Source organism: Streptomyces sirii (assembly GCF_045690365.1).
GTDB classification, from domain to species: Bacteria; Actinomycetota; Actinomycetes; order Streptomycetales; family Streptomycetaceae; genus Streptomyces; species Streptomyces sirii.
Genome location: NZ_CP147982.1, coordinates 3,642,467 through 3,667,386, shown reverse-complemented (window position 1 = coordinate 3,667,386; position 24,920 = coordinate 3,642,467). Strand labels below are relative to the sequence as shown.

Here is a 24,920-nt window from a genome sequence, read left to right as displayed (position 1 = left end):
GGCGGCCGGTGCGCAAGCACGCAGCACAACCACTCTGGGCGGAGCGGTCACCATGCACGATCAGCAGCACAAGCAGGGCGAACAGGGTCGGACGGAGCCGGAGCCGGAGGTCCGGCCGCTGGACGGGTTCACGGTCGGGGTGACCGCCGCCCGGCGGGCCGAGGAGCTGGGCGCGCTGCTGGAGCGGCGCGGCGCGCAGGTGCTGCACGCGCCCGCGCTGCGCATCGTCCCGCTGCCGGACGACGCCGAACTGCTCGCCACGACCCGGGACCTGATCGACGACGCCCCCGACGTCGTCGTGGCGACCACCGCCATCGGCTTCCGCGGCTGGATCGAGGCCGCGGAGGGCTGGGGCCTGGGCGAGGTGCTGCTGCACCGGCTGGCCGGTGTGGAGCTGCTGGCGCGCGGACCGAAGGTGCGCGGCGCGATCCGGGCCGCCGGGCTGACCGAGAAGTGGTCACCGGCCTCCGAGTCGATGGCCGAGGTGCTCGACCGGCTGCTGGCGGAGGGCGTCGACGGCCGCCGGATCGCCGTCCAGCTGCACGGGGAGCCGCTGCCGGGGTTCGTCGAGGCGCTGCGGGCCGGCGGTGCGGAGGTGGTGGGCGTCCCCGTCTACCGCTGGATGCCGCCGGAGGACATCGGCCCGGTCGACCGGCTGCTGGACGCGGTGGTCTCCGGCGCCGTGGACGCGGTGACCTTCACCAGCGCGCCGGCCGCCGCGTCGCTGCTGAACCGCGCCGCGGAGCGCGGCATCCAGCCGGAGGTGCTGACGGCGCTGCGGCAGGGGGTGCTGCCGGTGTGCGTGGGGCCGGTGACCGCGCTGCCGCTGGAGGCGGCCGACGTCGCCACGCTCCAGCCGGAGCGCTTCCGGCTCGGGCCGCTGGTGCAGCTGCTGTGCCGGGAACTTCCGGGCCGAGTACGGCCGTTGCCGGTGGCCGGGCGGCGGCTGGAGATCCGCGGGCGGGCCGCCGTGGTGGACGGCGCGCTGCGGCCGGTGCCGCCGGCCGGGATGGCGCTGCTGCGCGCGCTGGCCCGCCGCCCGGGCTGGGTGGTCTCCCGCGCCGAGCTGCTGCGCACGCTGCCGGGCGCGGGCCGCGACGAGCACGCGGTGGAGACCGCGATGGCCCGGCTGCGGGTGGCGCTGGGCGCGCCCAAGCTGATCCAGACGGTCGTCAAACGGGGCTACCGGCTGTCGCTCGATCCGCACGCCGACACCGACAAGTACGACGGCGCGTAGGGCGCTTCCGCCACGTACGACGGCGCGTAGGGGGTGTCTTCCCGAACGCCCCGTCGTCCGCCCGCGCCGGGCCGCCGTGGCGGCGGCCGGGCGGCGGCCGCCTTCCGGAGGGTTCCGGCCGGACCGCGCGCCGGGCACTCTGGGAGCACACGCGTGGTGGGTTCCCGGGCCGGCTCCGGCCCCGACCCGCCGGAGTAGGCCTTAAGGAGTGACAGGCACATGGCGGCGCCTTGCGACCTGCGGTTCGACTGCGGGCGGATCTGCCTGGACCTGGTGGCCACGGCCGGTGGTGCCCCGGCCGAACGCCTCACCGGCCCCGATCAGTTGGCGGCCTGGCTGGTCGGCGCGGGGCTGGTGCCGCCCGGCGCCCCGCTGGAGGGCGTCGACGGCCGCTGGGTCGCCCGCTTCCGGGCGCTGCGCGAACTGCTGCGCCGGGTGGTGCACGACGAACTGCGGGGCCGGGCGGCGGACGGCGACCTGACGCTGCTCAACTCCGCGGCCGCCTCCGGGCAGCCGCCCGCCGCCCGCGCCGTGCGCACCGCCGACGGCGCTCTGGCCCGTACGCTCCCCGGCCCGCCGGACTGCGCCGGGCTGCTGGCCGCGGTGGCCCGCGACGCGGTCGGGCTGCTGACCGACGTGGAGGCGCGGGGGCAGTTGCGCCAATGTGCGGGCGAGAGCTGCTCGCTGGTCTACCTGGACACCTCGCGCGGCCGGCGCCGCCGCTGGTGCTCCAGCGAGGTGTGCGGCAACCGGGCGCGGGTGGCGCGGCACCGCCGGCGCACGATGGTGCGCCGGGGCGAGGCCGCGCCGACCGCCCCGCCGTCCCGGGCCGCGGTCCCCGCCCCGGCTCCCGCTCCCGCCGCGAAAAATATTTCGGCCGACCGCTGAACACCCCGCCCGTAGCGTCCGTACTCCTCACCGCAAGTCCGATTCATGGCCAGGTCCCCGGCGATCTTGGGCGATCCGCGCTATCGACCCGGGAGTTGGAGTGCGTAAGGATGCCGTCGTGGCAGACAGGACGACACCTGACGAGGAGCTCATGCGAGCCCTCTATGACGAGCACGCGGGCCCGCTCCTCGCCTTCGTCCTGCGACTGGTGGCGGGCGACCGCCATCGCGCGGAGGACGTGGTGCAGGAGACGCTGGTGCGGGCCTGGCGCAACGCCGAGCAGCTGCAGCGCGCCACCGGCTCGATCCGGCCCTGGCTCGTGACCGTCGCGCGGCGGATCGTGATCGACGGGCACCGCAGCCGCAAGGCCCGGCCCCAGGAGGTCGACCCGACGCCACTGGAGATGATGCCCGCCACCGATGTGATCGACCGGGCGCTGCGCCTGATGACGATCTCCGAGGCGCTGGGCGACCTGAGCCAGGCCCACCGAGAGGCCCTTGTCGAGACGTACTTCAAGGAGCGTACGGTCAGCGAGGCGGCGGAGGTGCTGCGTGTGCCGGCCGGGACCGTGCGGTCCCGGGTCTTCTACGCGCTGCGCTCCCTGCGGCTCTCGCTTGAGGAACGAGGAGTGACGGAGTGACCCCGCCCACGCAGCCGGACCGGCACACCGACGTCGGCGCCTATGCGCTGGGCGTCCTGGACGCCGCCGACGCGGAACGGTTCGAGGTGCATCTGGTCGGCTGCGACCGGTGCGCCGCCGAACTGGAGGAGCTGATGGGCCTGCCGCCGGTGCTGGCCGAGTTCAAGGCTTCCGCCCCCACTCCGGAGACGATCACCGCCGTGCCCGGCCCCGGAATGCTGGACGGGCTGCTCGACGAGGTCACCGCGGCGCGCCACGGCCGGGCCCGGCGCCGGCTGTTCCTGGTCGCCGCCGCCGCGGTGCTGATCGTCGGCGGACCGCTCGCCGCGCTCTCCCTGAAGGGCGGCGAGCCGGAGAAGCCGGCGCCGCCGCTGGCGAGCGCCGTCCGGGCCCAGTACGCCGAGGGCGAGCAGGTCCGCTCCGTCGACCCGGTCACCAAGGTCGCGGCGGGCGTGTCCATGGCGCCCCGCACCTGGGGCACCCAGGTCGTCCTCGAACTCGCCAACGTCAAGGGCCCGCTCAGCTGCGACCTGGTCGCGGTCGGCAAGGACGGCCGGCGGCAGACCGTCACGACCTGGGCGGTCCCCGAGGGCGGCTACGGCATCGAGGGCAGCGCGGCCAAGTGGAACCGCGAGCCCCTCTACGCGGCCGGCGGCGCGGCCCTCAACCGCGGCGACATCGACCATTTCGAGATCAACACGCTGGAGGGCAGGCGACTGGCCACGGTGAAGGCCTGAGACGCCCGACGTACCGGTCCGAATCAACATCCGACCAAATCCGCCCGACTTTGTCCCTTTCACCAGGTGCGCACGGTCCCTGGTTCGCGTACGGTTGACGGCTGCCCTACGCACAGCAGAAGGGGGCCTGGGTGGCCGCGCAGAACGCCACGCACGCACCGGATCACGCATCGGATTCCGTTCGCGACCGCGAGATCGAGGCCGAGCAGACGCATCTGGACCGCGTCTACCGGCGCCTCGAGGAGAAGATCCACGAGGCGGAGTTCCTGATGGACGACGCCGCCAGGCGCGGCCAGGTCGGCACGCCCGGCGCGCTCGCCGAGCGCGACGCGCAGGTCTTCCAGGCCGGCGTCCATCTCCACCGCCTCAATTCCGAGTACGAGGACTTCCTCTTCGGCCGGATCGACCTGCTCCTCGGCAAGGACGGCAAGAAGGGCCCGGACGGCGCCTACACCTCCGTCGAGCCCGCCGACGGCGCCATCGAGGACAACCGCGCCGAGATCGCCGAGACGCTGCACATCGGCCGCCTCGGCGTGCTCGACGCGGACTACTCCCCGCTGGTCATCGACTGGCGGGCGCCGGCCGCCGCGCCCTTCTACCGCGCCACCCCGGTCGCCCCCGGCCGGGTCGTCCGCCGCCGCGTGATCCGCTCCAAGGGCCGCCGGGTCCTCGGCGTCGAGGACGATCTGATGCGCCCGGAGGTCACCGCGACGCTGGACGGCCGGGAGCTGCCGGCGATCGGCGACGGCGCGCTGATGGCGGCGCTCGGCCGGGCCCGCAGCCACACCATGCGGGACATCGTCGCCTCCATCCAGGCCGAGCAGGACCTGGTCATCCGCGCCCCCGCCGCCTCCGTCACCGAGGTCGAGGGCGGGCCCGGCACCGGCAAGACCGCGGTCGCCCTGCACCGCGCCGCCTACCTCCTCTACCAGGACCGGCGCCGCTACGCGGGCGGCATCCTGATCGTCTCCCCGACGCCGCTGTTGGTCGCCTACACCGAAGGCGTGCTGCCGTCCCTCGGCGAGGAGGGCCAGGTGGCCATCCGGGCGCTCGGCTCGCTCGTCGACGGCGCCGAGGCGACCGCCTACGACCCGCCGGCGGTGGCCCGTATCAAGGGCTCCTCGCGGATGCAGAAGCTGCTGCGCAAGGCCGCCCGCGGGGCGCTGGAGCTGGCGGCACCGGCGGCGGAGCCGGCGCCGGCCGCGGGCGACACCCAGCTGTCCCTGGAGGACCTGGCCGCGGCCGCCCCCGAGGCCGCAGGGGGCCGCCGCACCCGCGGCGGATCCGTGCGGCCCGCCCCGGCCCGGCTGCGGGTCGTCGCCTTCGGCGGCCGTATCGAGCTGGACGCCGACGAGCTGCACGCCATCCGGCAGTCGGCCCTCGGCGGCACCGCCCCGGTCAATCTGCTGCGCCCGCGCGCCCGCCGGCTGATCCTGGACGCCCTGTGGGCCAAGTCCGGCGCCGGCCGCCGCTACACCGACCCCGAGCTGGCCGCCGAGGTCCGTGAGGGCTTCGACGAGGACATCAGCACCGAGACGGACTTCCAGGAGTTCCTTCAGTCCTGGTGGCCGGAGCTGACCCCGCGCGCGGTACTGGCGTCGATGGCCGACGAGCGGCTGCTGGGCCGCTTCGCGCGCCGCCTGCTCAACCCGCGCGAGGTGCGCCAACTCGCCCGCTCCCTGCGGCGGTTGGACGAGCGGGGCCAGGGCCCGCTGTCGGTGCACGACATCGCGCTGCTGGACGAGCTGCAGCTGATCCTCGGCGCGCCCGCGCGCCCGCCCCGCCCGCGCGAGGCCGACCCGCTGGACCACCTGACGGGCCTGGAGGAGCTGACGACCTTCGCGGACCGCAGCGGCGGCGGCCGCGGCCGGCGCGAGCGGCTGGAGGAGGAGCGCACCGACTACGCCCATGTCATCGTCGACGAGGCGCAGGACCTGACGCCGATGCAGTGGCGGATGGTCGGCCGCCGCGGCCGGCACGCCACCTGGACCGTCGTCGGCGACCCGGCGCAGTCGTCGTGGTCCGATCCGGACGAGGCCGACCTCGCGCGCCGCGAGGCCCTCGGCACCCGCCCGCGCCGCCGCTTCACGCTCACCGTGAACTACCGCAACCCCGCGGAGATCGCCGACCTGGCCGGCAGGGTGCTGGCGCTGGCGATGCCCGGCATGCAGTCGCCGAAGGCGGTCCGCTCCACGGGCCTCGAGCCCCGCTTCGCGGTCGCCGGGGACGGGGACCGGGCGGGCCGCGGCGGCGACGAGGAAGCGCTGGCGCGGGCCACGGTGGCCGAGGCCGAGCGGCTGCTGGGCGAGGTGGACGGCACGGTCGGCGTCGTGGTGGCGATGAACCGCCGCGAGCAGGCCCGCCGTTGGCTGGCCCCGCTGGGGGAGCGTGTGGTGGCGCTGGGCTCCCTGGAGGCCAAGGGCCTGGAGTACGACGCCACGCTGGTGGTCTCGCCGGCCGAGATCGCCGACGAGTCGCCGGCCGGCCTGCGGGTGCTCTACGTGGCGCTCACCCGGGCCACCCAGCAGCTGACCGTGCTCTCCGCCGGGCGCGACCAGCCGGACGCGGCCGGGGTACCGGACCTGCTGCGGGACTAGGGCGTGTCCGACGGGTCGGGGTCGGACCGCCGTACGGGCGGTCTTGAAATCGGTGCCCCGCGACGGGATTCGCTTCCCGAGATGGTTTGTTAGCCTGGGTGACGGCACCGGCTCGATCCAAGCCCCCGGGCCCAACCATCGTCGCTACGAGCGACCACTTGCCGCGAGGCGAGCATGGCGGGTCGGTGTCGCCAACGTCGGCTGTGGGCGTCTCTCCACTGGGAGGGGCGCCCACAGCCGTTTTCGCGTGGCGGTCCTCATATTTCGCGTGGCGGAACTCACGCCGGCGTCGGAGGGGTTCCGCCCGCCCGATCATCTCTCGTATGGTGGAAGTCGTTTTCCGGCTCCACCTATCGTGCGCGAACAAAACGTTCGCAATACGGGGCGGCTACCAAGTACTCAGCGGTAGGTGCGACGATCGGACGCGATCCAGCGACACGGTGAAAGCAGAGGAAGTCGGCCATGGCAACGGCGCCCAGCGTCTCCTACTCGATGACGGTCCGGCTGGAGGTGCCCGCGAGCGGAACCGCGGTCTCCCAGCTCACCACGGCCGTAGAGTCCCACGGAGGCTCGGTGACCGGCCTCGACGTCACCGCGTCCGGACACGAGAAGCTCCGCATCGACGTCACGATCGCGGCGACCTCCACCGCCCACGCCGACGAGATCGTCGAGCAGCTGCGCGGCATCGAGGGCGTCTCGCTCGGCAAGGTCTCCGACCGTACGTTCCTGATGCACCTCGGCGGCAAGATCGAGATGTCGTCCAAGCACCCCATCCGCAACCGCGACGACCTGTCCATGATCTACACCCCCGGCGTCGCCCGGGTCTGCCAGGCCATCGCCGACAACCCCGAGGACGCCCGCCGCCTGACCATCAAGCGCAACAGCGTCGCGGTCGTCACCGACGGCTCCGCCGTGCTGGGCCTGGGCAACATCGGCCCCAAGGCCGCGCTGCCCGTCATGGAGGGCAAGGCGGCGCTCTTCAAGCGCTTCGCCGGCATCGACGCCTGGCCGATCTGCCTGGACACCCAGGACTCCGACGCGATCGTGGAGATCGTCAAGGCCATCGCCCCCGGCTTCGCCGGCATCAACCTGGAGGACATCTCCGCCCCCCGCTGCTTCGAGATCGAGGCGCGGCTGCGCGAGGCCCTGGACATCCCGGTCTTCCACGACGACCAGCACGGCACCGCCATCGTGGTGCTCGCCGCGCTCACCAACGCGCTGCGCGTCGTCGGCAAGAAGATCGAGGACGTCCGGGTCGTGATGTCCGGCGCCGGCGCGGCCGGCACGGCCATCCTCAAGCTGCTCATCGCCGCCGGCGTCCGGCACGCCGTCGTCGCCGACATCCACGGCGTGGTGCACGCCGGCCGTACGGACCTGGTCGACGCCGACCCGGACTCGCCGCTGCGCTGGATCGCCGACAACACCAACCCCGAGGGCGTCACCGGCACCCTCAAGGAGGCCGTGGTCGGCGCGGACGTCTTCATCGGCGTCTCCGCGCCCAACGTCCTGGACGGCGACGATGTCGCGAGGATGGCCGACGGCGCGATCGTGTTCGCACTTGCCAACCCCGACCCCGAGGTCGACCCCGCCATCGCCCGGCAGACCGCCGCCGTGGTGGCCACCGGCCGCTCCGACTTCCCGAACCAGATCAACAACGTCCTGGTGTTCCCCGGGGTCTTCCGGGGCCTGCTCGACGCCCACTCCCGTACGGTGAACACCGAGATGATGCTGGCCGCGGCCGGCGCCCTCGCGGACGTCGTCCTGGAGGACGAGGTCAACCCGAACTACATCATCCCCAGCGTCTTCAACGAGAAGGTCGCGGGCGCGGTGGCCGGGGCGGTGCGCGACGCGGCCAAGGGCGGCGACGCGGCTGTGACGGCCACCACGGCGCTCTGAGAACGGCGCGTCGCGCGACACGCCCTCGTTGGGGGCCCCATAGGGTGGCGGACAAATGTGTGGCCGCCGCCTTCTGGGGCCGGTACGGAGCGGGATCGGTACGGAGCGTCACCGCGTGCAGTCAGTGGCGCTTTTCGTGTGACCCTGCTGGGTGCCGGATTGGCTTTACCGCCGCAGGTAGGGGCAGGATGCGTAACCGGGCGAGAGGGTCTGGCACCAGACCTGGGTCCGGAGAGTGTCCGAGGACCCTGGCAGCATCGGCTTCGCTGTGCCCTACATGCGGCTAATGCCGCGTGGCACGCCTCATTGGCAAGAAGAACACGGGAGTACAAACATGAACCGCAGTGAGCTGGTGGCCGCTCTGGCCGATCGCGCCGAGGTGACCCGCAAGGACGCCGACGCCGTTCTGGCCGCCCTCGCCGAGGTGACCGGCGAGGTTGTCGCCAAGGGCGACGAGAAGGTCACCATCCCCGGCTTCCTCACCTTCGAGCGCACCCACCGTGCCGCTCGCACCGCGCGCAACCCGCAGACCGGTGACCCGATCCAGATCCCGGCCGGCTACAGCGTGAAGGTCTCCGCGGGCTCCAAGCTCAAGGAAGCCGCCAAGGGCAAGTAAGGCCCTCCGCACGGCACAACAGGGCGGCCATCCCTTCCAGGGGGTGGCCGCCCTTGTGCATGCGCGGGAGCGGGGCGGGGGTGACCCGCAGGGGAGGCGCCCCTCGGAGCCCGCCACGGCCGTCTGGGCGACGCCGGCGGGCGCCGTGGAGGCGGGCGGCCACCGGGGGCGGCCGGGGCCGCCGTGCGGCGTGCTGCGGCCCTCGCCGGCCATGGCGCGACGCGCGGGGCCGTCCGACCCGTCGCACCCGCAACGCCCGGGCGTCCCGGCGCCCGCCGCGACGCCGTCGAGGGGCGTCCCGGAACGTGCGAGGGGCGGCCACCCGCCTCGGGTGACCGCCCCTCCTCACGTCGGCCGGCGGGCCGCTCAGTTGCGCAGCGCGCCGTTCGGCAGTTCCACCTTGGCGCCGAGCTCGACCAGCTTCTCCATGAAGTTCTCGTAGCCGCGGTTGATCAGGTCGATGCCGTGGACCCGGGAGGTGCCCTGGGCGGCCAGCGCCGCGATCAGGTACGAGAAGCCGCCGCGCAGGTCGGGGATGACCAGGTCGGCGCCCTGGAGCCGGGTCGGGCCGCTGACGACCGCGGAGTGCAGGAAGTTGCGCTGGCCGAAGCGGCAGGCGGAGCCGCCCAGGCACTCGCGGTAGAGCTGGATGTGCGCGCCCATCTGGTTGAGCGCGGAGGTGAAGCCGAGCCGGGACTCGTAGACCGTCTCGTGGACGATCGACAGGCCCGACGCCTGGGTCAGCGCGACCACCAGGGGCTGCTGCCAGTCGGTCTGGAAACCGGGGTGGACGTCGGTCTCCAGGGCGATGGCGTTGAGCGAGCCGCCCGGGTGCCAGAAGCGGATGCCCTCGTCGTCGATCTCGAAGGCGCCGCCGACCTTGCGGAAGGTGTTGAGGAAGGTCATCATCGACCGCTGCTGCGCGCCGCGGACGTAGATGTTGCCCTCGGTGGCCAGCGCCGCGGACGCCCAGGAGGCGGCCTCCAGACGGTCCGGGAGGGCCCGGTGGGTGTAGCCGTTGAGCTTGTCGACACCGGTGATCCGGATCGTCCGGTCGGTGTCCATGGAGATGATCGCGCCCATTTTCTGCAGTACGCAGATCAGGTCCTCGATCTCCGGCTCCACGGCGGCGTTCGACAGCTCGGTGACGCCCTCGGCCAGTACGGCCGTCAGCAGCACCTGCTCGGTCGAGCCGACCGACGGGTAGGGCAGGCGGATCTTGCAGCCGCGCAGCCGCTGCGGGGCCTCGAGGTACTGCCCGTCGTCGCGCTTTTCGATCTTCGCGCCGAACTGGCGGAGCACGTCGAAGTGGAAGTCCACCGGGCGGCCGCCGATGTCGCAGCCGCCCAGGCCCGGGATGAAGGCGTGGCCGAGGCGGTGCAGCAGCGGGCCGCAGAAGAGGATCGGGATCCGCGAGGAGCCGGCGTGCGCGTCGATGTCGGCGACGTTGGCGCTCTCCACGTGCGAGGGGTCGAGGACCAGCTCGCCGGGCTCGTCACCCGGGCGGACCGTGACGCCGTGCAGCTGCAGCAGCCCGCGCACCACGCGGACGTCCCGGATGTCGGGGACGTTGCGCAGGCGGCTGGGGCCGCTGCCGAGCAGGGCGGCGACCATGGCCTTGGGTACGAGGTTCTTCGCACCGCGAACCCGGATCTCGCCCTCCAGCGGGGTGCCGCCGTGGACAAGCAGTACGTCGTCAGTAGAGACGGTCATGGATCTCGCGTTCCTGGAGACGGGCAGGGCCAAGCAGAAATGGTAAGGGCGGCCGAGGGTGTCTCCGTAGGCCCGTGCAGGCTCTGAGCATGTAATGGCTTTGTCACAACACACTCCGCTACGGTCCGCCTTTGATTCGTAATCGCCTTATGGGTGATGCGTTGCGGAATGTCGTGAATGTGAGCCCGAGTGGCGCGCGGCGGCCGTCGGCGGGCAAACCCGTGCGCCCGGTGCTGCCGCCGTACGCCCTGCCCTGCTTTCGCACGGTCGTGGGCTTTGACTCCCCGCATCGGCCGGAAGTGCGGGATCATGTGCCCATGACCGAGGTGTCCTCGCTCACAGGCCGGCTGCTCGTCGCGACGCCCGCGCTCGCCGACCCGAACTTCGACCGCGCGGTGGTGCTGCTCCTCGACCACGACGAGGAGGGCTCCCTCGGCGTGGTCCTCAACCGCCCCACGCCGGTCGGCGTCGCGGACATCCTCGCGCCCTGGGCCGCGCTGGCCGGGGAGCCGGGCGTGGTCTTCCAGGGCGGCCCGGTCTCGCTGGACTCGGCGCTCGGCGTGGCCGTGGTGCCCGGCGGCCTGTCCGGTGAGGGCGGCGCCGCACCCACGGACGGCGGCGCGCGCTCCGCCGGCGACGGCGAGGAGACGGCCGGTGTGCAGGCCGCGGACCGCACCGGCGTCCAGTCGGGTGACGAGCCGCTGGGCTGGCGCCGGGTGCACGGCGCGATCGGCCTGGTCGACCTGGAGGCGCCGCCCGAACTCCTCGCGGCGGTCCTCGGCAGCCTGCGGATCTTCGCCGGCTACGCGGGCTGGGGGCCGGGCCAGCTGGAGGACGAACTGGTGGAGGGTGCCTGGTACGTGGTCGAGTCCGAGCCCGGCGACGTCTCCTCGCCCGACCCCGAGCAGCTGTGGCGCGCGGTGCTGCGGCGGCAGCGCAACGAGCTGGCGATGGTGGCGACGTATCCGGACGATCCGTCCCTGAACTGAGCGCCGGGTGCACGGGCGGGTGAACGGCCCCGGCGCGAGCCAAATTTTGTTGAGCGCTGGATTATTGTGACGGCTTCGTCATGGGGAATTGTCAGTCCTCGTCGCTATGGTTCGAGATGGCAGGGGACGGTGCGCGGCCGCGTCGGCGGGGCCGCGCTGGACGACGGGGGAGAGCGCCATGCACAGGCCGAGTGTGCCCGAGGACCTGGACCGCCCGGAGCGGCTCTGGGCGCGCGCCGCGACGCTGGCGGTGGTGGCGGCCGCCATGGACGACGGGGACGAGTTCTCCTGGGGTGAGCAGGGGCTGCAGTGCTGGAACGGCGGCGGCAGCTACTGGTGGCGGCTGACGCCGTGCGCCGACGGCCGGGCGGTGCTGTGCGGCCAGGACTCGGACGGCAGCCATACGCACAGCGGGGGCCGGCAGGTCGACTTCCTGGCCGGCGGTCCCGCGTGGCTGCCCTGGGAGCGGCTGCGCGAGGACGCCGAGGGCAATCTCCTCGGGTTCGTCTACTGGTGGCAGGACGACGCCTGGGCCCGCGCGCCGTATCCCGCGAAGCTGCCGGACGACGGCCTGGCGATGGCCATGAGCTGGGTCGCGCAGGGGGACGCCGCGGTGGCGAAGATCGTGGAGGACCTCGTGGCGCTCACGGAGACCGAGCGGGACGCCGCACCCGCGGTCCGCGCCTTCCTCGCCGCGGCCGAGGCCCGCACGGTCGGCGCGGCGGACATCGCGGCGCTGCTGGACGCGGTCTGCGACAAGGACTCCTGGTACGAGGTCCGGCCGGACGCCGCGCTGGCCTTCGCCGCGGAGCTGGGCCTGACGGCCGGTGACCGGGGCGGCGTCGCGGTGGCGTCGTAGGGCCGGTCCGCCGCTCCGCACGGCGGTGGGCCGACGCTCCCGGGTTGCGGCGGGCGTGAGTACCCTTGGCAGTTATGAGCACTCTTGAGCCCGAGCGCGGGGCAGGTACGGGGACCCTCGTAGAACCGACACCGCAGGTGTCGCACGGCGACGGCGACCACGAGCGCTTCGCCCACTATGTCCAGAAGGACAAGATCATGGCGAGTGCGCTCGACGGTACCCCCGTCGTGGCGCTGTGCGGCAAGGTCTGGGTCCCGGGTCGCGACCCGAAGAAGTACCCGGTCTGCCCCATGTGCAAGGAGATCTTCGAGTCCATGGGCGCCGGCGGCGACAAGGACAAGGGCGGCAAGGACGGCGGCAAGAAGTAGCGGCCGCGGGCCGTCGTGCCCGAAGACCGGCCGCATGACCTGGCCGCCGGTCGTGCGGTGACGGTGCCCCGCCGTGGCCGCGGGCCCGGGTTCCTCGTGGACCCGGGCCCGTCGTCGTTCCCGGGCGGGTGAGCGGGCGGCGGCACCTCCCGCGCGGACGGCCTCTCGTCGGGGCGCACAACCGCCCCTGCCCTCCTGGGAATTACCGGAACCTTCGGTGCGACGCCGGCGCCGCCGTACCGGGCATCGGCCTGAACACCCTGGGCGCGCCGAGCCTGCCGCATCCGGCCTTTCTCCCCGCCGTTCGCCGTCCGGACGCTGCGGTCCTTCATCGTCGGCGCCACCGAGCACTCCACCCTCTCCACGGCGCCGGTGGTCTTCTTCCGGCCGGACGACAACGACCGGGGCGGGATCATGGCAGCATCGACCGTGACGACCATCCCCGTGCTGGTCTTCTTCGTACTCGTACAGCGCCGACTGGTCTCGGGCCCGGGTGGCGCGGTGAAGGGCTGACGGTATGCCGGACACGGACACCCCCACCGGACCGGGCGGCGGCCTGATCCCGGCCCCGCTGAGCATCGACGGCCCCGGCCGCGGCGCCGTCCGCCTCGGCGAGCACACCGCGCTGGCCGCCGTCCCCGGCACCGAGGACACCGCGCGCTGGCTGCGCGCCACCCTCGGCGCGGCCTTCGGCCTCCCGCTGCCGCCCGGCTCCGCCGACGCGACCGACACCCTCGCCCTCGCCGTCGACGGCGTCCTGCCGGCCGAGGGCTACCGCCTGGAGGCCGACGCCCGTTGGGGGGTACGGATCACCGGCGGCGGCCCGGCCGGCGTCTTCTGGGGCGCGCAGACGCTGCGTCAGCTCCTGGGCCCGCAGGCCTTCCGCCGGGCCCCGCTCACCCCGCGGGCGGCCGCCGCCCTGCCGCCGCAGACCATCGAGGACGCGCCCCGCTTCGGCTGGCGCGGCATGCTGCTCGACGTCGCACGGCACTTCTTGCCCAAGGACGGGGTGCTGCGCTACCTCGACCTGCTCGCCGCCCACAAACTCAACGTCCTGCATCTGCACCTGACCGACGACCAGGGCTGGCGCATCGAGATCCACCGCTACCCCAAGCTGACCGAGACCGGCGCCTGGCGCGAGCGCACCAAGCTCGGACACCGCGCCTCCCCCCTCTGGGACGAGCGCCCGCACGGCGGCTACTACACCCACGACGACATCCGCGAGATCGTCGCCTACGCCGCCCAGCGGCACATCACCGTCGTCCCCGAGATCGACGTCCCCGGACACTCGCAGGCCGCCATCGCCGCGTACCCCGAACTCGGCAACACCGACGTCATCGACACCACCTCCCTGAAGGTCTGGGACACCTGGGGCGTCAACCCCAACGTACTGGCGCCCACCGACAACGTGCTGCGGTTCTACGAGCACGTCCTCGACGAGGTCCTCGACCTCTTCCCCTCGACCTTCGTGCACCTGGGCGGCGACGAGTGTCCCAAGGACCAGTGGCGGGCCTCAGCCACCGCCCAGGCCCGGATCGCCGAGCTGTCCCTCGCCGGCGAGGACGAGCTGCAGAGCTGGTTCATGCGGCACTTCGACCGCTGGCTCGCCGACCGCGGCCGGCGGCTGATCGGCTGGGACGAGATCCTCGAAGGCGGCCTGGCCGAGGGCGCGGCCGTCTCCTCCTGGCGCGGCTACGCCGGCGGGATCGCCGCGGCGAAATCCGGCCACGACGTCGTCATGTGCCCCGAGCAGCAGGTGTATCTGGACCACCGGCAGCACGCCTCTTCCGACGAGCCGGTGCCGATCGGCTTCGTGCGCACCCTGGAGGACGTCTACCGCTTTGAACCGGTGCCGCCCGAGCTGACGGGCGACCAGGCCGCGCACGTCCTGGGCACCCAGGCCAACGCCTGGAGCGAGGTCATGGACACCCGGGCGCGCCTGGACTACCAGGTCTTCCCGCGGCTGGCCGGGTTCGCCGAGGTCGCCTGGTCGCGGCTGCCGGCCCCGGCCGACCGCGACTACGAGGACTTCACCCGGCGGATGGCCGTCCACTACGCCCGCCTCGACGCCCTCGGCGTCGACTACCGCCCGCCCGGCGGCCCCCGCCCCTGGCACAAACGCCCCGGCGTGCTCGGACGCCCGATCGACGGGGCGCCCCCAAACGTGTGAGCCGCCGTCCAAGCGGGGCGCTCGTGCGGCCGGACCCTGGGACGGTGGAGTGCGCCACGACGGACCCCGCGCCGCAGTCCCGCCCGGTCGTCGCGGCGATGGACGAAACCGGACCAGCACCCCGTTCGGGGACGGAACGTCGCTTGGCGGACCCTCGCGCCGAGGGCCCGGGAAGATGTGCCAGAGTTGCCACGTCCGGGCAGTGAGCACGTACCGTACGGCGGAGCGGAACTGCCGGGACACCCGGGGAAGGGGCAGCTGGCTTGACCACGCACGCACCGCACGCGTCGCACACGGTGACGTTGCCGGCCTCGCTCGACGAGGCGGTGGCGGCGCTTACCGCCATGCCCGCCGCCGTGCCCGTCGCGGGCGGCACCGATCTCATGGCGGCGGTCAACGCCGGACTCCTCAGACCCGCGGGCCTGGTGGGCCTCGGCCGGATCAGCGAGATCCGCGGCTGGCAGTACCTGGACGGCCATGCGCTGCTCGGCGCCGGACTGACCCTCGCCCGCATGGGGCGCCCCGACTTCGCCGCCCTGATCCCGGGCCTGGCCGCCGCCGCCCGCGCGGCCGGCCCGCCGCAGATCCGCAACGCCGGCACCCTCGGCGGCAACATCGTCAGCTCCGCCCCCACCGGCGACACCCTTCCGGTGCTCGCCGCCCTGGAGGCCACGCTGGTCATCGCCGGCCCCGGGGGCGGCCGCCGCGAGATCCCGGTCAGCCACCTCCTGGCCGGCCGGGAGATGCTGCAGCCCGGCGAACTCGTCGGCTTCGTACGGGTTCCGCTGCTGCACGCCCCACAGGCCTTCCTCAAGGCCACCGCACGCACCGGCCCCGGTCGCGCCACCGCCTCGGTCGCGCTGGTCCTGGACCCCGCCCGGCGCGGTGTGCGCTGCGCGGTCGGCGCGGTCGCCGCCATGCCGCTGCGCCCCCTGGAGGCCGAGCAGTGGGTGGCCTCGATCATCGACTGGGACGGCGAACGCGGCCTGGTCCCCGAGGCGCTGACCGCCTTCGGCGACTACGTGGCCGCCGCCTGCATCCCGGACCCGGCACCGCCGGAGGACGGCTCGGAACCGACCGCCCTGCCGCCGGCCGCATTGCATCTGCGCCGTACGGTGGCAGCCCTGGCCCGCCGCGCACTGGGGAGGGCGCTGTCGTGAGTGAGTGCGCCGAGCGAACCATCAGCAGGTGCGCGCCGCGCGCGTGCGAGGTCGAGCGAAGTGAGGTGTCGGCATGAGCGAGGCAGACCACCGCAACCCGCAGCAGCCGCACCCCGACCAGGGCTGGCAGCCGCTGCCGCAGGGCGGCGAGTACGAGTCGGAGGCGACGGCCTTCGTGCAGCTCCCGGAGGGTTTCACCACCGGGATCTACGGCCGCCGCACGCCCGGCTACACCCCGGGCGCCGACCCGCTCGCCGCGCCCGGCCACGGCTACACCCCGCCGGCCTCCTTCGCCTCGCACACCACCGCGCCGCAGGTCCCGGGGGCCGACACCGACCCGGCGGCCACCGGCCAGTGGACGATGCCGTTCGCGGACCCCGCGGCCGGCTACGCCGACCCGTCCGCCGGGTACGCCGACCAGATGGACACCGCGGCCCACCAGGGCCGGCCCGCGGCCTACCAGGGCGGCGCGCCCGAGGCGGCCCAGCCGTGGAGCGGCGAGCCGGCGGACTGGCCGGTGGCGGGCAGTCCGGAGGCGGGCGGCACCGGCAGCTGGTCGGTACCGGCGGCCGCCGACGACGGCCTGGAGGAGTCCGGCGAGTACCTGGTCGGCGACGGCGGCCTGACGGGCCGTACGGGAGTCAGGGGCGGCCGGCCGAACCTTCCGGGCCATCCGGAGCATCCGGGGCACGCGGGCCATCAGGGACTTACCGGTCCCGGCGGCGCCGGCCACCAGGGCGGCGGCTACCCGGGCGCCGGCGCGTACGACGCCGTGGACCCCGCCGAGGCCGCCCAGACGGGCCACTGGAACTTCACCGCCGGGCTGAGCGCCACCAACGGGGCCCAGACGCACGCCACACCGGCGCAGGAGGCCCCGCAGGGGCCGGGGGTGCCCGATCGGTTCGGCGGCCCCGCCGGCGACCCGTACGCGCGCGACGGCGGCCTCGCGGACCACGACCGCGCGATGCCGGGCCACGGCACCGCGCCGACCGGCGAACCGGCCGGCGACGCCGCCGACCCGTACGGCACGGGCGCGGGCGCGGGTGCCTCCGCCACCGGGCACTGGTCGCTGCCCGCCGACGCGCTGGCCCAGTGGCCCCCGGCCGACGACGCCGCGCCGCGGCACGAGGCGGCGGACCGGCACGACGCGGCGGTGGACGTGCCCGCTCCGGCCGGCGCCGGCGGATGGGACGCCCCGGCGGCCGAGGGCGAACGGCCGGAGCGGTCCGGCGAGTTCGCGCCGGGCGACGGCGCGGCCGAGCCCGCCGAGCCGGCTTCCACCGCATCCGTCGACCCCGCGGATTCCGGCGCGCCCGACGACCCCGCCGGCCACGGTGGGCCCGCGGAGCCCGGCGACCCCACCGGCCTCGCCGCCGCGGCGGCCCCCGCCGGTGGCACCGCGCCGTCCGGCGCCCCCGCCCACGAGGGCGCGGTCCCCGCCGACGATCCCGGCCCCGCGGACACCGAGGCTCCCGTAGGCGCGCCCGACGCCGCCGCGGACCACGACCCCGCGGCGGCCGCCGACGCCCACGACGAGCACCCCGCCGCCTCCTACGTCCTGCGGGTGAACGGCATCGACCGGCCGGTCACCGACGCCTGGATCGGCGAGTCGCTGCTCTACGTGCTGCGCGAGCGCCTCGGCCTGGCCGGGGCCAAGGACGGCTGCTCCCAGGGCGAGTGCGGCGCCTGCTCCGTCCAGGTGGACGGGCGGCTGGTCGCGTCCTGCCTGGTGCCCGCGGCGACCACCGCGGGCAGCGAGGTCCGCACGGTCGAGGGCCTCGCCCAGAACGGCGTGCCCTCCGACGTCCAGCGCGCGCTGGCCGCCTCCGGTGCGGTGCAGTGCGGCTTCTGCGTACCGGGCATGGCGATGACCGTGCACGACCTGCTGGAGGGCAACCACGCCCCCAGCGAGCTGGAGACCCGTAAGGCGCTGTGCGGCAACCTGTGCCGCTGCTCCGGCTATCGGGGTGTGCTGGACGCCGTCGAGGAGGTCGTCAAGGCGCGTACGGAGGCCGCCTACGCCCAGGAGGACGACGCGTCGGACGGTCCGGACGGGCCGGCCGAGGCGGCGCCGGCGGACACCGCCCGTATTCCCCACCAGGCGGGCCCTGCCGACCCCATGGGCCACGCCCCGCACCACCAGGATCCGCAAACGGGAGGCTCCGCATGAGCGGCACGTCCGATGGCGCAGGTGCCGTCACCGCGACCCCCGCGGCGGGCGTCCAGATCCCCGTCGAACCGCCGCTGCACGGCCTGGGCGTCTCCCTGCCGCCCGCCGACGCGCCGGCGAAGACCGAGGGCACCTTCCCGTACGCCGCCGACCTGTGGGCCGAGGGGCTGCTGTGGGCGGCGGTGCTGCGCTCACCGCACCCGCGCGCCCGGATCCTGTCCATCGACACCGCGCCCGCGGCGCAGATGCCGGGCGTGCGCGTCGTCGTCACGCACGAGGACGTCCCCGGGGACGCGGGCCACGGCCGGGGCACCGCCGACCGCCCGGTCTTCGCCAAGGACGAGGTCCGCCACCACGGCGAGCCGATCGCCGCGGTGGCCGCCGACCACCCCGACACGGCCCGGCTGGCCGCCGCCGCCATCGCCGTCGAGTACGAGATCCAAGAGGCCGTCACCGACCCCCAGCTCGCCTTCGAGGCCGAGCCGCTGCACCCCGACGGCAACCTGATCCGGCACATCCCGCTCCGCTTCGGCGACGCCGACGCCGTGGGCGAGGTGATGGTCGAGGGGCTCTACCGGATCGGCCGCCAGGACCCCGCGCCCATCGGGGCCGAGGCCGGGCTCGCGGTGCCGCGCCCCGATGGCGGCGTGGAGATCTACACCGCCTCCACCGACCCGCACACCGACCGCGATCTGGCCGCCGCCTCCTTCGGCCTGGAACCGGAGCAGGTCAAGGTCGTGGTGACCGGCGTGCCCGGCGCCACCGCCGACCGCGAGGACCCCGGCATCCAGCTCTCGCTCGGCCTGCTGGCGCTGCGCACGGGCTGCCCCGTCAAGCTCGCCGCCACCCGCGAGGAGTCCTTCCTCGCGCACGCCCACCGCCACCCCACGCTGCTGCGCTACCGCCACCACGCGGACGCCGACGGCAAGCTGGTGAAGGTCGAGGCGCAGATCCTGATGGACGCCGGCGCCTACGCCGACACCTCCGCCGACGCGCTCGCCGCCGCGGTGTCCTTCTCCTGCGGCCCGTACGTCGTCCCGCACGCCGTCGTCGACGGCTGGGCGGTGCGCACCAACAACCCGCCCTCCGGCCACGTACGCGGAGAGGGCGCGATGCAGGTCTGCGCCGCCTACGAGGGCCAGATGGACAAGCTGGCCGCCAGCCTGGGCCTGGAGCCCGACGAGATCCGGCGGCGCAACGTCATGGCCACCGGCGACCTGCTCCCCACGGGGCAGACGGTCACCTGCCCCGCCCCCGTCGCCGAACTCCTGCGCGCCGTGAAGGAGGCACCGCTTCCCGAACTGCCCAAGGACGCCCCCGAGGCGGAGTGGCTGCTGCCGGGCGGCCCCGAGGGCGCCGGCGAGCCGGGCGCGGTGCGCCGCGGCGTCGGCTACGCGCTGGGCATGGTGCACATGCTCGGCGCGGAGGGCACCGACGAGGTCTCCACCGCCACCGTCAAGGTCAGCGGCTCGGTCGCCACCGTCATCTGCGCCGCCGTCGAGACCGGATCGGGCTTCTCCACACTCGCGCGGCAGATCGTCCAGGAGGCCCTCGGCGTCGAGGAGGTGCACGTCGCCGGCGTCGACACCGACCAGCCGCCCGCCGGCCCGGCCTGCCACGGCCGGCACACCTGGGTCTCCGGCGGCGCCGTCGAGCGCGCCGCGAAGATGGTCCGCACCCAGCTCCTCCAGCCGCTGGCCCACAAGTTCGGCATGTCCACCGAACTCCTCCAGATCAACGACGGCAAGATCACCTCGTACGACGGCGTGCTCAGCACCACCGTCGCGGAGGCCCTGGACGGCAAGGAGCTGTGGGCCACCGCCCAGTGCCGCCCGCACCCCACCGAGCCGCTGGACGACGAGGGCCAGGGCGACGCCTTCGTCGGCCTCGCCTTCTGCGCCATCCGCTGCGTCGCCGACGTCGACATCGAGCTGGGCACCATCCGGGTCGTGGAGATGTCCGTCGCCCAGGACGTCGGCCGGGTGCTCAACCCGCGCCAACTGCGGGCCCGTATCGAGGCCGGCGTCACCCAGGGCCTGGGCGCCGCCCTGATGGAGAACCTCCGCACCACCCGCGGTCAGGTCCGCCACCCCGACCTGACCGGCTACGCCCTGCCGACCGCCCTGGACGCCCCCGACATCCGCATCGTCGAACTCGTCGAGGACCGCGACGTCATCGCCCCCTTCGGCGCCAAGCCGGCAAGCGCCGTCCCGGTCGTCACCTCTCCGGCCGCCGTGGCCTCCGCCGTCCGTGCCGCCACCGGCCGCCCCATCGGCCGCCTCCCGATCCGCCCCCAGGCGGCGGTGGCCCAGGTGGTGCGGCAGTAGGGTCCACGGACCCGCCTCTGGCAGCCTGGTGCCATGCATGAGAACCCGGAAGATCTTGCCTGGTTACAGCGCCTGCTAGCCGACTCGTACGCCGCGGCGGGCCGGCACCTGCGCTCCATCGTCACCGAGGAGCGCCGCCTCGACGCCGCGGGGGTGGTCGCCGAGATGGGCGCCATGCGCGTGATGGCGCTGGCCACCACGACGGCCGGAGGCGAGCCCCGGGTGGGTCCGGTCGACGGACTCTTCTACCGGGGTCGCCTCCACTTCGGTTCGGGCGCCGATTCGCTCCGGTTCCGGCACCTCCGCGCCCGCCCCGCCGTCTCCGCCTCGGTCATCGACGGCGAACGGCTGCAGATCACGGTCCATGGCAGGGCCCGCGAGGTGTCCCCGGCGAACGACCCGGCACTGACGTCGTTCCTGATCGAGGTGTACGGGCGCGAGGCATGGGACGGCTGGATGAGCGCCCTGCCGTGGGCCCGCATCGAGCCCGACCGGATGATCACCTTTCGCAACGCCCAGGTCCCTGAAGGGGCATGAGGGGGCGTCAGGGGGCGCCGGGTCTGCCCGGCATGGAGGCGGTCCCCGCGGATGCCGGGGCCGCCACCAGGTGCGCAGGTGCGTAGGTGTGTCCTGCGTTTCGAGGCCGTGGCGGAAGGTGAACTCACCTCCGGGCATTCACTCTCAGTGATGGAAATTATCGGCCTGGTCACGTACAGTGATTTTCGGTGGATGGGGAGGGTGCGGGTGAGGGGGGGAGGGAGGGGCGAAGGGGGCAAAGTGCTTGCGGTGCACGGGAATTGGAGGATCCTGGGGCGGCCGGAGAGAGCCGACCGGCCGTGGGGGTCGCGGGGGCGACGGGGATCGCGAGGCCGAGGGGGAGCGGGATGCCGCAGGAATGGGCGGGCGAATCGGGGCGGGACCGGGCCGTGGAGCGGTACGTCCGGGAGCTGTTGGTACGCCGGCCGGGCAGCCGGCCGGAGTTGCCCGCCACCTTGCTGTTGGGGCCGCGTGGCAGCGGTAAGACGACGGTGCTGCGGCATCTGGCGGACTGGGGCCGGCGGGCCCCGGTGGCCCGCCTCGACCTGGCGGCGCTGGGGCAGGAGGGACGTAAGCCGATCGATGTGCTGGCCGCGCTGGTCTTCCAGCTCAATGAGAGGAAGAAGGACTTCGCGCGGCTGCGGTTTCCGGCCTTCGGCCTGCTGACGATCGCCGTTGCGGCCCGGATGGATGCGGCCGACCGGGACGCCGCCGTACGGCAGATGGAAGAGGCGCTGGTCGGGCCGCCCAGCAGCCGGACGGAGGTCATCAACCAGCTGGCCACCTACGCCGCCACGGTCCTGGGTGCCCCGACCGCGGTGACCGCGGCGCTGCCCCTGCTCCCGGAGTGGCGGCGCCACTGGGTGCGGCGCCGGGTGCGCTGGCAGCTGGCGCGTATCGGGCGGCGCAGCCGTGACGGCGGCTCCGTCGACGGCTTTCTGATCGATCTGAACCAGCGCTACGGCGACCGCGAGGAGGCCGAGCGGCAGCGCGCCGAGGCGGTGCTGTTCGACGCCTTCCTGGACGATCTGCGCCGGGCGTACGGCTCGCGCGGCGGTGACAAGCGGCGTACGACCCAGTGCCTGGTGCTGCTGGACAACGTCGACAGCCCGTTGGGCAACGACTTCCTCAAGGCGCTGCTGGACGCCCGGAGGAAGGGCGGGGCGCCCGACCCGCTGCTGGTTCTTGCCACGGCGGGGAGCTATCCGGTGGCGTTGGAGAGCTTCGCGTTCGGCGGGCCGCGGCGGCCCGGTGTGCTGCCGGGCCGGTGGCCCGCGGATGCGGAGGTGTTCGTTCCGGAGCGGGTCGTCAAGGGGCTGGTGGTGGGCCGGCTGCGGGACCTGGTGCGCCATGAGGTCGAGCAGCAGGCCGAGGAGGTGCTGCGGTCGGCCGGCCGCCGGGCGTCGGTGCCCGCCGCCGACAACGGCGTCCAGTGGCTGGGCTGGGTGGTGCACGAGCTCACCCGCGGACATCCGGCGGGCACCGCACTGCTGCTGGCGGCCCTCCTGGAGCGTCCGGCCGAGACCCCTTGGGAGGAGCGGCTGCGGCACGTCCTGCAACCCTCCTCGGGCCTCGTCGACGCCCTGCTGGAGCGGTTGTTGCCGATCGGCGCGAGCGCGGAGCTGACACAGGCTCTGGCGCATGCCGCGGCCGCGGCCGACCTCGCCCAGACGCAGGCCGGACGGGTGCTGTGGGACGAGTCGAGCGCCCGCGTCCAGGAGGAGTTCAACGACTTCTGCGCGGACGTGTTGCGCACCATGCACCTCGACGGCCAGGACGAGGAGACCGACGGCCGTACGGAGACGCCACACCCCCTGCTGCGCCTTCTGCTGTTGCGACGGCTCGCCGCGATCCCCGAGGACGGGCCGCCCGGCGCGGTCCGCGGGAGGCGGGCCGTGCACCACGCCCTGCGGGAGCGGGCGGGGGCCGCCGGCGAGCACGGCATCGCGGCCTACCACGCCCTGGCGGGCGGCGATCTGGCCGCGGCGGCCGCCTATCTGGACGAGGTCTTCGACCGGCTCACGCCCGAGGAGTGGTGCGCAGAGCTGTGCAGACTGCGCCGCGCCCCGCTCGCCGAGGCGGGCGGGACCCTCGACCAGCCGCTGTGGGAGCGCTACGAGCGGCTGGTGGAACACCTCAACGACGGCGCCGTGGAACAGCGGCTGCGGACCATCACCCGGCTGCTCGCCGCGGTGTGGATCGGCCCCGAGCCGCCCGACGACCCGCACACGGACCTGGTCGGCGACCCCTATCGCGATCCCCTGGGCGATCCCGGCGCCGAACTGTACGGCGAGATACAGGCTCGCTTCCACACCCTCGCCGTGCACGCCGACAGCGTGCCGTGGACCTCCGCACTGCTGCGGAAGGCCAAGCAGTACGGAAAGGAGCCGTGGCTGTGAGCACCCGAGTCTTCGAACCGCCCAGGCCGCCTAGGCGCTGGGGGCTGTGGATCGTCTCGGCGTTGGCGGTGGCCGCGGTACTGGCCGGCGTCACGACGCGGATCGTCGACACGGCGGGCCGGTGCGGCGAGGGCGTGCGGCAGGCGGCCGGGGGCGAGTGCGTGGGCGTGACGGACGGCGCGTACGCCTTCGAGAACATGCACGGCCTGAGCGGCAAGATCCGCGCCGAGAACGACGACGTCGCCAAGTCCGGTCAGCCGTCGGTCGCCATCGCCTACCTGGAGGCCATGGCGGGTGGCTCCGCCGACCGGGGCCCGGAAGCCACCCGGCAGGCCGTCAGCGGCGCCTACCTCGCCCAGCGCGCGCTGAACGCCGAGCGCTCGACGCTTCCCAAGATCCGGCTGCTGCTCGCCAACACCGGCCGCGGCGACCGTCATTGGAGACAGGTCGTCGACCAGCTCGTCGCGATGAAGGACAGGGAACACCTCGTCGCGGTGGCGGGCTTCGGGCAGAGCAACGAACGGACGGCCGCCGCCGTGAAGCGGCTGCGCGCCGCCGGACTGCCGATGGTCGGGGCGACGGTCGCGGCGGACGGACTGAGCTCCGACACGGCCGGGTTCTACCGGGTCTCCTTCCCCAACCGCGACCAGACCGCGGCCGCCGCCGGCTACCTCAAGGAACAGCAGCGACGACACCCCGGCTACCGCGTCCAGGTGATCAGGGACGGCAACGAGCAGGACGACTACAACACCTCGCTCTACGAGGACTTCTCGACGGCGGCACGGCGCGCGGGACTGGACGTCGACGACGAGGTGGTCCCGTTCCGCTCGGGGGAGGGCGAGGAGGCGACGGCGGGCAATGCGCTGTCCCTGGTCGCCGACAAGGTCTGCGACGACCCCGAGCCGCCGGACGTGGTGTACTTCGCCGGCCGTGGCCGGGAGCTGCGCCGGTTCATCGAGGCGGCCGGCGAGGGCGGCAGACACTGCCGTACGACGGTGCTCTCCGGCTCCAGCGCGCTGGGCGTCTACTTCGACACCGGCGGCGACGGACACCGCGCCGAGCTCGCCCTGCTCGCCAAGCGCTGGAAGTACAGCCAACTGACCGTCTACTACACGGCGTTCACGCACCCCGAGATATCCAAGGAGGTTTACGGCGGCACCCGGACCGGGCCGTTCGCCGACTTCGAGCGGGCCTTCGGCGAGGAGGTGGGCGGCCCCGTCGCCGCCCTCGCCAGCGGCCAGGCGATGCTCGGCCACGACGCGACGTACACCATCGGCAAGGCGGCCCGGAACGCCGTCGGCGTCTACGGCACCCGCCGGGTCACCGCCGGGATGGTCCTGGCCATGCTGGAGCAGACCAACGGCAGATCCCGGGTCCGCGGCATCAGCGGCCACATAGCCTTCGACCCGGACACGGGCGAGCCGGTGGACCGCCCGCTGGCCCTGGTCGAGCTCCGCCGCCCGACGGATACGGGAGAGGCCGGGGACATCTACCGCTTCGTGACCGCGCTGCGCACCGGCCGGTGAGGCCCGGCCGGCCCCCTACGCACCCGGAGGTGGCCCCACGGAATCGACCTGCTCGGCCCGGTGCGGCGGATCCTCGCCCGCACCCCCAAGG

18 protein-coding genes and 1 pseudogene are annotated in these 24,920 nt (G+C 74.1%); 18 read left to right on the top strand and 1 reads right to left on the bottom strand.

All coding sequences use genetic code 11. The features are described 5' to 3' along the window. Nucleotides 1–52: 52 nt before the first annotated feature. From WAB15_RS16435 to WAB15_RS16405, 7 genes are all read left to right on the top strand, one after another. A complete protein-coding gene (locus tag WAB15_RS16435) occupies nucleotides 53–1,237 on the top strand; it encodes a uroporphyrinogen-III synthase (RefSeq protein ID WP_407286715.1) in 1,185 nt (394 codons plus the stop codon). A gap of 219 nt (nucleotides 1,238–1,456) precedes the next feature. Then, nucleotides 1,457–2,125 carry a CGNR zinc finger domain-containing protein gene (locus WAB15_RS16430; protein ID WP_407286714.1) on the top strand — a complete coding sequence of 223 codons (669 nt, stop codon included), beginning with the start codon at nucleotides 1,457–1,459 and terminating at the stop codon, nucleotides 2,123–2,125. Nucleotides 2,126–2,225: 100 nt separating this feature from the next. After that, nucleotides 2,226–2,765, top strand: coding sequence for a sigma-70 family RNA polymerase sigma factor (locus tag WAB15_RS16425; RefSeq protein WP_393499281.1), 540 nt, complete (start codon nucleotides 2,226–2,228; stop codon nucleotides 2,763–2,765). After that, a complete protein-coding gene (locus WAB15_RS16420) occupies nucleotides 2,762–3,502 on the top strand; it encodes an anti-sigma factor family protein (protein ID WP_407286713.1) in 741 nt (246 codons plus the stop codon). Before WAB15_RS16425 ends, WAB15_RS16420 begins: the two co-directional genes overlap by 4 nt. Nucleotides 3,503–3,633: 131 nt before the next feature. Beyond that, the gene (locus tag WAB15_RS16415; protein WP_407286712.1) at nucleotides 3,634–6,099 is read left to right on the top strand and encodes a HelD family protein; all 2,466 of its coding nucleotides are present in this window, start codon (nucleotides 3,634–3,636) and stop codon (nucleotides 6,097–6,099) included. Between the two features lie 462 nt (nucleotides 6,100–6,561). Continuing rightward, the gene (locus WAB15_RS16410) at nucleotides 6,562–7,995 is read left to right on the top strand and encodes an NAD-dependent malic enzyme (RefSeq protein WP_399146970.1); all 1,434 of its coding nucleotides are present in this window, start codon (nucleotides 6,562–6,564) and stop codon (nucleotides 7,993–7,995) included. Nucleotides 7,996–8,329: 334 nt separating this feature from the next. Continuing rightward, nucleotides 8,330–8,611, top strand: coding sequence for an HU family DNA-binding protein (locus tag WAB15_RS16405; RefSeq protein WP_006605312.1), 282 nt, complete (start codon nucleotides 8,330–8,332; stop codon nucleotides 8,609–8,611). Between the two features lie 366 nt (nucleotides 8,612–8,977). On the opposite strand, the gene murA is transcribed toward WAB15_RS16405, so the two are convergent. Further along, on the bottom strand, nucleotides 8,978–10,324 hold the full coding sequence (gene murA, locus WAB15_RS16400; RefSeq protein WP_393499270.1) for a UDP-N-acetylglucosamine 1-carboxyvinyltransferase: 1,347 nt from the start codon (nucleotides 10,322–10,324) through the stop codon (nucleotides 8,978–8,980). Nucleotides 10,325–10,641: 317 nt separating this feature from the next. Here murA and WAB15_RS16395 point away from each other — a divergent pair, with 317 nt between their 5' ends. The 11 genes and pseudogenes from WAB15_RS16395 (at nucleotide 10,642) to WAB15_RS16345 (ending at nucleotide 24,829) form a co-directional block, all read left to right on the top strand. Next, nucleotides 10,642–11,313: a YqgE/AlgH family protein gene (locus tag WAB15_RS16395; protein ID WP_399146969.1), complete on the top strand. Its 672-nt coding sequence runs from the start codon at nucleotides 10,642–10,644 to the stop codon at nucleotides 11,311–11,313. A gap of 178 nt (nucleotides 11,314–11,491) precedes the next feature. Continuing rightward, nucleotides 11,492–12,172 carry a hypothetical protein gene (locus WAB15_RS16390; protein ID WP_407286711.1) on the top strand — a complete coding sequence of 227 codons (681 nt, stop codon included), beginning with the start codon at nucleotides 11,492–11,494 and terminating at the stop codon, nucleotides 12,170–12,172. Between the two features lie 74 nt (nucleotides 12,173–12,246). Then, entirely contained in the window at nucleotides 12,247–12,540 is a 294-nt protein-coding gene (locus WAB15_RS16385; RefSeq protein WP_026169910.1) for a DUF3039 domain-containing protein, read from the top strand. A 321-nt stretch (nucleotides 12,541–12,861) separates the two neighbouring features. After that, nucleotides 12,862–13,053, top strand: a pseudogene (locus tag WAB15_RS16380) (carbohydrate ABC transporter permease); the annotation flags it as partial. A gap of 4 nt (nucleotides 13,054–13,057) precedes the next feature. Then, a complete protein-coding gene (locus WAB15_RS16375; protein ID WP_407286710.1) occupies nucleotides 13,058–14,710 on the top strand; it encodes a beta-N-acetylhexosaminidase in 1,653 nt (550 codons plus the stop codon). 263 nt (nucleotides 14,711–14,973) lie between these two features. Further along, nucleotides 14,974–15,870 carry an FAD binding domain-containing protein gene (locus WAB15_RS16370; RefSeq protein ID WP_399146966.1) on the top strand — a complete coding sequence of 299 codons (897 nt, stop codon included), beginning with the start codon at nucleotides 14,974–14,976 and terminating at the stop codon, nucleotides 15,868–15,870. Between the two features lie 73 nt (nucleotides 15,871–15,943). Further along, nucleotides 15,944–18,040: a 2Fe-2S iron-sulfur cluster-binding protein gene (locus tag WAB15_RS16365; protein ID WP_407286709.1), complete on the top strand. Its 2,097-nt coding sequence runs from the start codon at nucleotides 15,944–15,946 to the stop codon at nucleotides 18,038–18,040. Beyond that, on the top strand, nucleotides 18,037–20,367 hold the full coding sequence (locus WAB15_RS16360) for a xanthine dehydrogenase family protein molybdopterin-binding subunit (protein WP_407286708.1): 2,331 nt from the start codon (nucleotides 18,037–18,039) through the stop codon (nucleotides 20,365–20,367). Before WAB15_RS16365 ends, WAB15_RS16360 begins: the two co-directional genes overlap by 4 nt. Nucleotides 20,368–20,400: 33 nt before the next feature. Further along, nucleotides 20,401–20,904, top strand: a complete 504-nt coding sequence (locus WAB15_RS16355; protein ID WP_407286707.1) for a pyridoxamine 5'-phosphate oxidase family protein — start codon at nucleotides 20,401–20,403, stop codon at nucleotides 20,902–20,904. A gap of 347 nt (nucleotides 20,905–21,251) precedes the next feature. Next, nucleotides 21,252–23,303: an ATP-binding protein gene (locus tag WAB15_RS16350; RefSeq protein WP_407286706.1), complete on the top strand. Its 2,052-nt coding sequence runs from the start codon at nucleotides 21,252–21,254 to the stop codon at nucleotides 23,301–23,303. Then, nucleotides 23,300–24,829: an ABC transporter substrate-binding protein gene (locus WAB15_RS16345; RefSeq protein ID WP_399146961.1), complete on the top strand. Its 1,530-nt coding sequence runs from the start codon at nucleotides 23,300–23,302 to the stop codon at nucleotides 24,827–24,829. Before WAB15_RS16350 ends, WAB15_RS16345 begins: the two co-directional genes overlap by 4 nt. Nucleotides 24,830–24,920 lie beyond the last annotated feature (91 nt).